Source organism: Oceanobacillus luteolus, from assembly GCF_042678205.1.
Classification (GTDB): Bacteria; Bacillota; Bacilli; order Bacillales; family Amphibacillaceae; genus Oceanobacillus; species Oceanobacillus luteolus.
The window spans coordinates 1-8,854 of record NZ_JBHUDE010000116.1 but is presented as its reverse complement, the minus strand read 5'-3'; the positions used below and the strand labels follow the sequence as shown (position 1 = coordinate 8,854).

The following is an 8,854-nucleotide window of genomic DNA, read 5'->3' as shown; positions in this document are numbered from 1 at the left end:
AGATAAGAGATTCTTTAGAATCAGTGAGTAAGTGTGGTGCAGAAGGGAAACCCATTCAGTGGGCCTTTTAGGCCGAGGCCGGTAATAGAGGCTTTCAGCCGCAGATCAAACCACCAGTTCACACTGGTGGTTTTGATTTATTTTAACGAAAACGTTGTCACATTTCTTTTTCCCTGTTATATTATATATTAATACCAAGTAAATCTATGTGAATAAGGTGATAAAGGTGCCTGAGCAATTTAATGAGTTATTCGATCAGTGGGCGGCGAGCTATGATGATACGGTGCATGGTAATGATGAAGAGTATAGAGATGTGTTTAAAAACTATGAAACTATTCTTGATGCAATCGTTCAACGCTCACATGGTTTTGTTGTCGAATTTGGAGTGGGGACAGGGAACTTGACAAAAAAGCTTATAGATAATGGATTGGAAGTCGTTGGAATAGAGCCTTCTACAAATATGCGGAAAATCGCACAATACAAACTGCCTGATGCTATCATTCAAAAAGGGAATTTCCTTTCCTTCCCTTCTCAGGAAAAGAAAATCGACTCAATTGTCAGCAGTTATGCGTTTCATCATTTGACAGATGAAGAGAAAGAACAAGCGATCCGTCACTATCGAGAAATCCTTAATAATGGTGGCAAAATCGTTTTTGGTGATACCATTTTTGAAAATGATGCGGCAAGGGAAGCAATTTATCTTCAGGCAAAAAACAATAATTATCACCGTTTGGCTGAGGATTTGAATACGGAGTTTTATACGACCATCCCCAAAATGAAACAAATATTGGAAAACAATGGCTTTACATCAAGCTTTGAACAGATGAATGATTTTGTTTGGATCATGGAAGCTAGATTAGTTGATTAAAGTATAGAAGGTAAGGAAGACAGGTGGGGAAAGCATGAGAATAAAACAAAAGTTAAACCAATTAGTTGGGCATACACCAATGTATGAAATTACTTGCTATGAATTGCCAGAACAAGTAAGACTTTTTGCAAAGTTAGAGTTTTTAAGTATTGGGGGCAGCATTAAAGATAGATTAGGTTTTTATCTCGTTGAACAAGCAATCGAGGAGGGAAAACTGCAGCCAGGAAGCACCATTATTGAGCCGACAGCAGGGAATACCGGAATCGGATTAGCGCTTGCAGCAATTCAATATGAATTGCAGGCAATATTCGTCACCCCTGAAAAATTCAGTGTGGAGAAACAGACTTTAATGCGGGCACTTGGAGCAAAAGTGGTGAATACACCAACAGAGCTCGGAATGGAACACGCTATTAAAAAGGCCAAAGAGCTGGCTGAAGAAATTCCCGATGCTTTTTTACCTAATCAATTTCATAATGAACATAATCCAAATACGTATTACAACAGCTTAGGACCTGAATTATTGGATGATCTTGATGGAAAAGTTGATGTCTTTATTGCAGGAGCTGGTTCAGGGGGGACGTTTACTGGTACAGCCCGCTATCTAAAAGAAAACAAACAACAAGTCAAAACAGTCATTGTAGAACCTGAGGGTAGCATTTTAAATGGCGGCAAACCTGGTCCCCATAAAACAGAAGGAATCGGAATGGAGTTTATCCCAAGATTCGTTGATACCGATTTGTTCGATGAAATTTATACGATTTCCGATGAACAGGCATTTACTAGAACAGCAGAAATAGCAAAAGCAGAAGGATTGCTTGTCGGAAGTTCTTCTGGAGCTGCATTGGAGGCTGCATTACAAGAAGCCAAAAATGCACCACCGGGAACAAATATTGTCACTATATTCCCTGATAGCAGTGAACGATACTTAAGCACAGGAATATACAAAGGAGTGGAATAGGATGAGAAAGAAAACAAGATTAATACATGGTGGAGCGGATATCGATAAAAACGTTGGTGCCATGTCGCCACCGATTTACCAGGCAAGTACGTTCAAACAAAACGGTGTTGGTAATTTTACTTATGAATATGCCAGAACAGGTAATCCGACACGAGACGCCGTAGAAACGTTGATAGCAGACTTAGAAAAAGGAAAACGTGGATTTGCTTTTGCTTCTGGAATGGCGGCAATTGCGGCAGTAATGGATTTATTCCAAGCGGGAGATCATATCCTATTGACTGATGATGTCTATGGCGGGACGTTCCGTTACATGACAAAAATCTTAAACCGTCGAAATATTGATGTAGACTTTGTTGATTCAAGTGATTTGGACAAGGTGAGAGAAGGGATCCGCGAAGAAACAAAAGCTATTTTCATCGAAACACCGACTAATCCATTGCTGAAGATTACCGACATCAAGGAATTAGCAAACATTGCGAAAGAGAAAAACGTATTGCTGATTGCTGATAATACATTCAATACACCATACTGGCAAAACCCGATTGATCTGGGAGCTAACATTGTCGTTCATAGCGCTACGAAATATTTAGGGGGGCATAGTGACCTTGTAGCAGGACTTGTCGTCGTGGACGATGAAAAGCTTGGAGAAGAAATCCACTTTATCCAGAATGCTTCTGGTGGGGTATTGGCTCCAAATGACAGCTGGTTGTTGGTTCGCGGAATCCGGACATTAGGAATTCGTATGGAAGAAATCGAAAGCAATACCCAGAAGATTGTTGAATATCTAGTGGATCATCCGAAGGTCGGCAAGGTGTATTACCCAGGATTACCAGAGCACCCGAATCGTGATATCCATGCTAAACAATCTGGCGGGTTTGGGGGAATGGTTTCCTTCACCGTGGAGAGTGAAGAAAAGGCATTAGACGTATTAAATAAAGTTCGCTACTTCTCTCTAGCTGAGAGCCTAGGAGCCGTTGAAAGCCTCATTTCCTTACCGGCAAAAATGACACACGCTTCGATTCCAAGAGAACGAAGACTTGAATTGGGAATAGAGGATGGCTTGATTCGAATTTCAGTAGGTTTAGAAGATGTAGAAGATCTTATTGAGGATTTGGATCAGGCTTTACAGTAAATAAATGAAAATTGACAGCTGCCTTCGTCGCTTGGATGGAGGCAGCTTTTTGGTCTGTGAAAATGAAAGAATATTGAGATTTATGATATAATAAGTTGGACAGCTTTAATAAAGAGGGGGGTGAAAAATGAGAGTTATTAAACGCTGTAAAAAATCTAGAGAATTAGTGCTCTTTGAATTGCTGAAAGATAGAAAAGAATTAACAACACGGGAAAATCATTTTTATGATAATCTAAAAAAAGGTTATGAAGGTGAAATGCAATTCTCCAAACTTATCGAACAATCAGAGGGGAATGGCCTCGTTTTATATGATTTGCTTTTTGAGTCAAAACAGACGACTTTTCAAATTGATAGTTTAATTGTGACAGCGTCTAAAATCTATTTGTTTGAAGTGAAGAACTATAATGGAGAGTATTATTTTGAAGGTGAAAAGTTTTATAAGAAACCACGTTTTGAAGTCGTTAACCCCGCATCAGTTAAGCAGAACTGAATCTCTTCTTCGGCAACTGCTCCGGAGTATTGGCTCCAACAAGTCAATTTCTTCTTTTCTCGTATTTATCCATCCTAGTTTTATCCTATATCAAGCACCAATTGATAAACCGATCATATTCCCCAATCAAATAAAAAAGTATCTTGATTCAATTGGCAATGAAAACCAAAGGTTAAGTGAAAATGACGGAAGACTTGTCAAAAGATTAATTAGCTTAAGTAATGACAATTCACGCTACCAACAACTCCCTAATTTTGAATATCAAGATTTGAATAAGGGAATTACCTGTGCAAACTGTAGAAGACTGTTTGTCCACATTGTTAAACGAAAGTGCATTTGTGATGCTTGCGGTCATCAAGAAAATGTTACAGGTGCGGTTTTAAGAGCTGTAGATGAATTTAAGATTTTATTTCCCGATAAGAGAATAACCACAGTTCAGATACATGATTGGTGCCAAATTGTAGGTTTTCGGACAATACGTAGAATTTTATCACAACATTACAAAGCTGTCGGAACTGGAAGATGGACCTATTATATAGACTCTAATAAGGCATAGCTTTTCTGATGCTATTTTTTCTAAGGACATGAATGAGTTTGGGGTCACTCTCTTCATGTCCTTATTTCGATTCTAAAGACATGAATGAGTTTGGGGTCATTCTCTTCGTGCACTTATTCCGGTTCTAAGAACATGAATGAGTGGCAGGGATAATCTTTTCATGTCCTTATCCCGATTCTAAGAACATGAATGAGTGGCAGGGGTAATCTCTTCATGTCCTTATCCCGGTTCTAAGAACATGAATGAGTGGCAGGGATAATCTCTTCATGTCCTTATTCCGATTCTAAGGACATGAATGAGTGGTGGAGACAATTCCTTCATGCTCTTAAACCGATTCTAAGGACATGAAAGAATAGTAGAGACAATCTCTTCGTGCACTTAACTCGATTCTAAGGACATGAATGAGTAGTAGAGACAATCACTACATGCACTTAACCCGACTCTAGTTATATTCTTTTATAAAAAAATACACATACCAGACATACTATTACGTTCTTAATATTACTCTATGGTCATTTCCTTGACACTCTCCAACCAATCTGGCATCCTATTAATTGAATACAATAAAATAATACAATAATTACTACTAGGGGTGCCCTATAATGGGGGCTGAGAGGAAAGCCGGTATGCTTTCCAACTCTTTTGAACCTGATCTGGGTGATGCCAGCGGAGGGAAGTAGTCTGGAATGTGTTTGCCTTATACTAGACTTTCGATTGTCAGGTTCATTAATTTGGACCTGGCATTTTTTATTTGAAAAGTAAAGACAAAAAGGATGGAGGCAGAATCATGACGAATATTTCATGTGCATTAACAATAGCGGGGTCAGACCCAAGTGGCGGGGCAGGGATACAGGCGGATTTGAAAACATTTCAGGAGTTGCAAACCTATGGTATGTCGGTGATCACGTCACTTACCGCTCAAAATACAACTGGTGTTCAGGGAGTGCATCATGCACCGATTGACTTCATCAATCAGCAAATTGAATCTATCACAAATGATATCCCAGTACATGCTTTTAAAACTGGCATGTTGGCAAGTGTTGAGGTCATGGAGACGGTCGCAAAACATGCAGCAAAGATTGATGCACCTTTTGTAATGGATCCAGTAATGGTCGCAACGAGTGGCGATCCGCTGATTGCTGAGGAGGCGCAAGACTATTTGAAAGCCCACTTACTGCCGTTAACAACTGTAGTGACACCAAATGTTCCAGAGGCAGAGACAATCACCGGGCTCACGATTCGTAATCTTAACGATATGGAAAATGCGGCTCGAATGATTGTGAAAAAGTTTGGTGCAAAATCTGCTCTCGTTAAGGGAGGTCATATTATTGATAAAGAGAAAGCTGTCGACGTGTTTTATGACGGGGAAAGCTTCCATCGCTTTACGAGTAAACGAATTTACACGAAAAACACGCACGGAACAGGATGTACGCTATCGGCAGCTATTACAGCTTATTTAGCAAAAGATTATCCAATTTTACAGGCGATTGAATATGCAAAAACATACATAACACAGGCAATCGAACATTCCTTGGATATTGGAGAGGGAAGCGGTCCAACGAACCACTGGGCACCAAGGATAAAAAAGGAGATGGAAATATCATGAACGAAAAAATCATTCAAAAAGTGCGAGAAAATATACCGTTAATTCATCATTTAACGAATGCCCCGACAATGAATTTTGTTGCGAATGGTACCCTTGCTTTTGGAGCAAGTCCAGTGATGGCTAAATCAATCGATGAAGCTGCGGATATGGCCAAGAATGCCGATGCGGTTTATATAAATATCGGTACAGTAGCCGCAGAAGATATTCCAGCAATGATAGCTGCCGGGAAAGCAGGAAATGAAAAAGGTATTCCAGTCCTTGTTGATCCGGTTGGGAATGCCGCAACTCCTTTCCGTTCCCAAGCTGTAGACAGGATACTGGCTGAAGTGAAACCGACTGTCATCAAGGGTAATGCTGGTGAAATCGCCCATCTTGCGGGAATGGACTGGAAAGTGAAAGGTGTTGATTCAGTCGGGGATGGAAATATTGAGGATGCAGCAAAACTTGTTGCTGAGAAATATGATACAGCTGTAGTCGTGTCTGGTAAAACCGATGTCATTTGTGTCGGTGAACGTATTTTTACCAATGATACCGGTCATCATTATCTAACACTTGTAACAGGAGGCGGATGTTTGCTTGGTTCGATTATGTGTAGTTGTTTATCTACGGATGACTCCATTGAGGAGCAGTTACTGACGGCTGTTGAGTTTTATGGCTTGGCCGCAGAATATGCAGTTGCCCAGGACCATGTAAAAGGACCGGGAACATTTATGGCTACATTTCTTGATGCACTTTCTATGGATGCAGCAATACTAAAAGGAGAAAAACAACATGAATCCATTAACAGCTAAACTAAGAAAATACTTTGTGATGGGAAGCCAAGATTGTATCCGTGATCCAGAAGAGACATTACTAGAGGCAATCCAAGCTGGTATCACCACATTCCAATATCGGGAAAAGGGGCCAAATTCACTCAGTGGCGAAGCGGAAGTCGAGTTGGGAAGAAAACTGAGAAAAATATGTAAAGATCATGGAGTTCTTTTCATTATAAATGATAAGGTCGATTTAGCGGAAACCTTGGATGCTGATGGAATTCACGTTGGCCAAGGAGACGCACCTGTGGAAAAAGTAAGAGAGCAATTTCCAGATAAAATTATTGGACTCTCTGTCACCAGCGTCGATGAAGTGAAGAAAAGTCGAATCGACTTGGTCGATTATGTGGGGGCAGGCCCAATTTACGCCACACAAACGAAGCCTGGAAAGAAGCCTGCTGGACTTGCTTGGTTGCAAGACATCCGGAAATTGCATCCTGAATTACCAATCGTAGCGATCGGTGGTATAAAGCCGGAGAATGCTGATACGGTATTGGATGCAGGCGCTGATGGTTTGGCTGTTGTTACTGCCATATCTCATTCTGATCAGATTAAAGAAGCTGTACACAACCTATAAAACTAAAAAGCAAAACGAATGGCCACTCGTTTTGCTTTTTAGTTCTTGAAATAGAATATAGTAGTATGAAATAATGACATAATACTATATTCGAGGTGAAACTAGTGACTATACTATACAGCGGCCACTTGAAAACTAAACATAAAGATTTTGTTGTAAAGCGTTTGTCTACAAAATATATCTCTGACATCTTATTACTTCAAGATACTGTGATGGAGCAGTTGGAGGATAAAGCAAGTTTAGAAAAACTATCACAAGATGAATTCCGTAACATCCTTGAAGGAAACGGTTTGATGATTGGTGCATTTGTGGAAAACAAGCTTTTTGCGATCCGTGCACTATTAATTCCGCCAATTGATGATCATCATTTAGGTAGATTTGCAGGATTAACACAAGAGGAATTACCAAAAGTGATTTATCAGGAAGTTTCTCTCGTCCATCCTGAGTATCGCGGAAACAGGATGCAGCAGCAATTAGCTCACCTCATCATGAATGAACTGGAAAATTCTCAGCTAGATTTTCAATACGTTTGTTGTACAGTAGCCCCCTTTAATATTCCGAGTTTAAAGGATAAATTTAACCAAAGAATGAAAATTAAAGCTTTGGAAAAGGTCTATGGAGAAAAATTGCGCTATGTTTTTATAAAAGATTTACTGAAAGAGGATGAACTCGAAAGAGAAGAGAATAAATTCATTCCCATGGATGATATTGAAATGCAACAAAGACTACTTGCATCAGAATGGGAAGGAATTCAGTTGGTAGTGAATAAAGACAAGTTTTACATACAGTATACAAAGCGTCCTTAACAAGGAAACAGGAGAAAAAATTTAGAAAAAATCTTATAAGTCCTAAAATAAGCTACCATGATACTAATGGTAGCTTGTTTCATTTATTGATAAAGGAAAAAGGAGAATAGACCACAGAGAAAGAATATATTGTTAAGGGAGAGTTGAGAATCAAAAACGGAAATGGGGTAGTAAAATGAGTGGTCTCGTCAATAAGGGATTGGTGAAAGGTGCCGGCTTGATGAACATGGATAATCGGATCAATTATTTTAAAGTTGCACCTAAAGCATTGGAAAACATGCTGGAGATGGAGAAGTACACGAAGAAAACGGGAATAGATAAATTACTAATCGAACTTATCAAATTGTGGGTATCACAAATTAATGGTTGCAGTTACTGTATAAACATGCATACAAAAGCTGCTAGAAAGCGGAAGGCGACCGACGAACAGATAGCTCAGTTACAAACATGGGGCGAAACAGATATCTTTAGTCCTCAAGAAAAGGTTGCGTTGGAATTAGCAGAGCATGTTACTTTGATTTCGGAAAAGAGAGTTGATGACGAATTATATCAACGCGTAAGAGAACATTATGATGAAAAGGAATATGTAGATTTAATTGTAATCATTAATCAAATCAACATGTGGAACCGGCTGGCAATTTCAATGGGGAATACGGTTAAAGATTAGCTGATCCATAATACGTTAGGGGAAAAGAAATATTCTGGGTTATTACTGATTTAAAGTGATTGGACAAAAGGTGAGTAATACAAATCGGCTCTCCCTCACCTTTTATAAAAACCTCAAACTGTCCGCGTGAGGTTGTAACGATACATATCTATACTTTTGGTGGTCATTCGACAGGCGGGATGCTAGGTTTGAAATACGGCATCCATGCTCAAGGATCATTGAATAAAATGATCATAGGCGGGGCGTCTACATCCTATAAATATATGGAGCACCCAGATCGTAATATAAGGTTAGCCAGAAATTACTGGTTGACCTTTTTTTATAAGGTTTTATTATTACGGTAGTCGGGGTAGAACGTCGCACCCGTGGGACTAGATCCCGT

10 protein-coding genes and 1 riboswitch are annotated in these 8,854 nt (G+C 39.5%); all 10 genes read left to right on the top strand.

All coding sequences use genetic code 11. The annotated features are described in order from the left end of the window. Positions 1–226: 226 nt before the first annotated feature. The 10 genes from ACFSBH_RS13175 (at position 227) to ACFSBH_RS13130 (ending at position 8,472) form a co-directional block, all read left to right on the top strand. Positions 227–868, top strand: coding sequence for a class I SAM-dependent DNA methyltransferase (locus ACFSBH_RS13175; RefSeq protein WP_251516716.1), 642 nt, complete (start codon positions 227–229; stop codon positions 866–868). A 34-nt stretch (positions 869–902) separates the two neighbouring features. Then, complete coding sequence (locus ACFSBH_RS13170; RefSeq protein WP_251516718.1) at positions 903–1,826, top strand: PLP-dependent cysteine synthase family protein; 924 nt, start codon at positions 903–905, stop codon at positions 1,824–1,826. 1 nt (position 1,827) lies between these two features. Further along, positions 1,828–2,958: a bifunctional cystathionine gamma-lyase/homocysteine desulfhydrase gene (locus ACFSBH_RS13165; RefSeq protein ID WP_379597937.1), complete on the top strand. Its 1,131-nt coding sequence runs from the start codon at positions 1,828–1,830 to the stop codon at positions 2,956–2,958. Between the two features lie 127 nt (positions 2,959–3,085). Next, positions 3,086–3,448, top strand: a complete 363-nt coding sequence (locus ACFSBH_RS13160) for a nuclease-related domain-containing protein (RefSeq protein WP_251516724.1) — start codon at positions 3,086–3,088, stop codon at positions 3,446–3,448. After that, positions 3,411–4,004, top strand: coding sequence for a hypothetical protein (locus ACFSBH_RS13155; RefSeq protein WP_379597934.1), 594 nt, complete (start codon positions 3,411–3,413; stop codon positions 4,002–4,004). Before ACFSBH_RS13160 ends, ACFSBH_RS13155 begins: the two co-directional genes overlap by 38 nt. A gap of 578 nt (positions 4,005–4,582) precedes the next feature. After that, positions 4,583–4,696: riboswitch (TPP riboswitch) on the top strand. Between the two features lie 95 nt (positions 4,697–4,791). Further along, a complete protein-coding gene (gene thiD, locus ACFSBH_RS13150) occupies positions 4,792–5,610 on the top strand; it encodes a bifunctional hydroxymethylpyrimidine kinase/phosphomethylpyrimidine kinase (RefSeq protein ID WP_251516727.1) in 819 nt (272 codons plus the stop codon). Next, positions 5,607–6,401: a hydroxyethylthiazole kinase gene (gene thiM, locus ACFSBH_RS13145; RefSeq protein ID WP_379597932.1), complete on the top strand. Its 795-nt coding sequence runs from the start codon at positions 5,607–5,609 to the stop codon at positions 6,399–6,401. Before thiD ends, thiM begins: the two co-directional genes overlap by 4 nt. After that, complete coding sequence (gene thiE / locus ACFSBH_RS13140; RefSeq protein ID WP_251516733.1) at positions 6,382–6,999, top strand: thiamine phosphate synthase; 618 nt, start codon at positions 6,382–6,384, stop codon at positions 6,997–6,999. The genes thiM and thiE overlap by 20 nt, the downstream gene beginning before the upstream one ends. Positions 7,000–7,103: 104 nt before the next feature. Beyond that, positions 7,104–7,805, top strand: coding sequence for a GNAT family N-acetyltransferase (locus ACFSBH_RS13135; RefSeq protein WP_251516735.1), 702 nt, complete (start codon positions 7,104–7,106; stop codon positions 7,803–7,805). A 226-nt stretch (positions 7,806–8,031) separates the two neighbouring features. After that, positions 8,032–8,472 carry a carboxymuconolactone decarboxylase family protein gene (locus ACFSBH_RS13130; protein ID WP_379597940.1) on the top strand — a complete coding sequence of 147 codons (441 nt, stop codon included), beginning with the start codon at positions 8,032–8,034 and terminating at the stop codon, positions 8,470–8,472. Positions 8,473–8,854: the final 382 nt, after the last annotated feature.

Excerpts from the sequence above, each read along its gene's own strand:
- thiE (WP_251516733.1), top strand. The coding sequence starts at position 6,382 with ATGAATCCATTAACAGCTAAACTAAGAAAATACTTTGTGATGGGAAGC.
- ACFSBH_RS13170 (WP_251516718.1), top strand. The coding sequence starts at position 903 with ATGAGAATAAAACAAAAGTTAAACCAATTAGTTGGGCATACACCAATG.
- thiD (WP_251516727.1), top strand. The coding sequence starts at position 4,792 with ATGACGAATATTTCATGTGCATTAACAATAGCGGGGTCAGACCCAAGT.
- ACFSBH_RS13165 (WP_379597937.1), top strand. The coding sequence starts at position 1,828 with ATGAGAAAGAAAACAAGATTAATACATGGTGGAGCGGATATCGATAAA.
- thiM (WP_379597932.1), top strand. The coding sequence starts at position 5,607 with ATGAACGAAAAAATCATTCAAAAAGTGCGAGAAAATATACCGTTAATT.
- ACFSBH_RS13160 (WP_251516724.1), top strand. The coding sequence starts at position 3,086 with ATGAGAGTTATTAAACGCTGTAAAAAATCTAGAGAATTAGTGCTCTTT.
- ACFSBH_RS13130 (WP_379597940.1), top strand. The coding sequence starts at position 8,032 with ATGGATAATCGGATCAATTATTTTAAAGTTGCACCTAAAGCATTGGAA.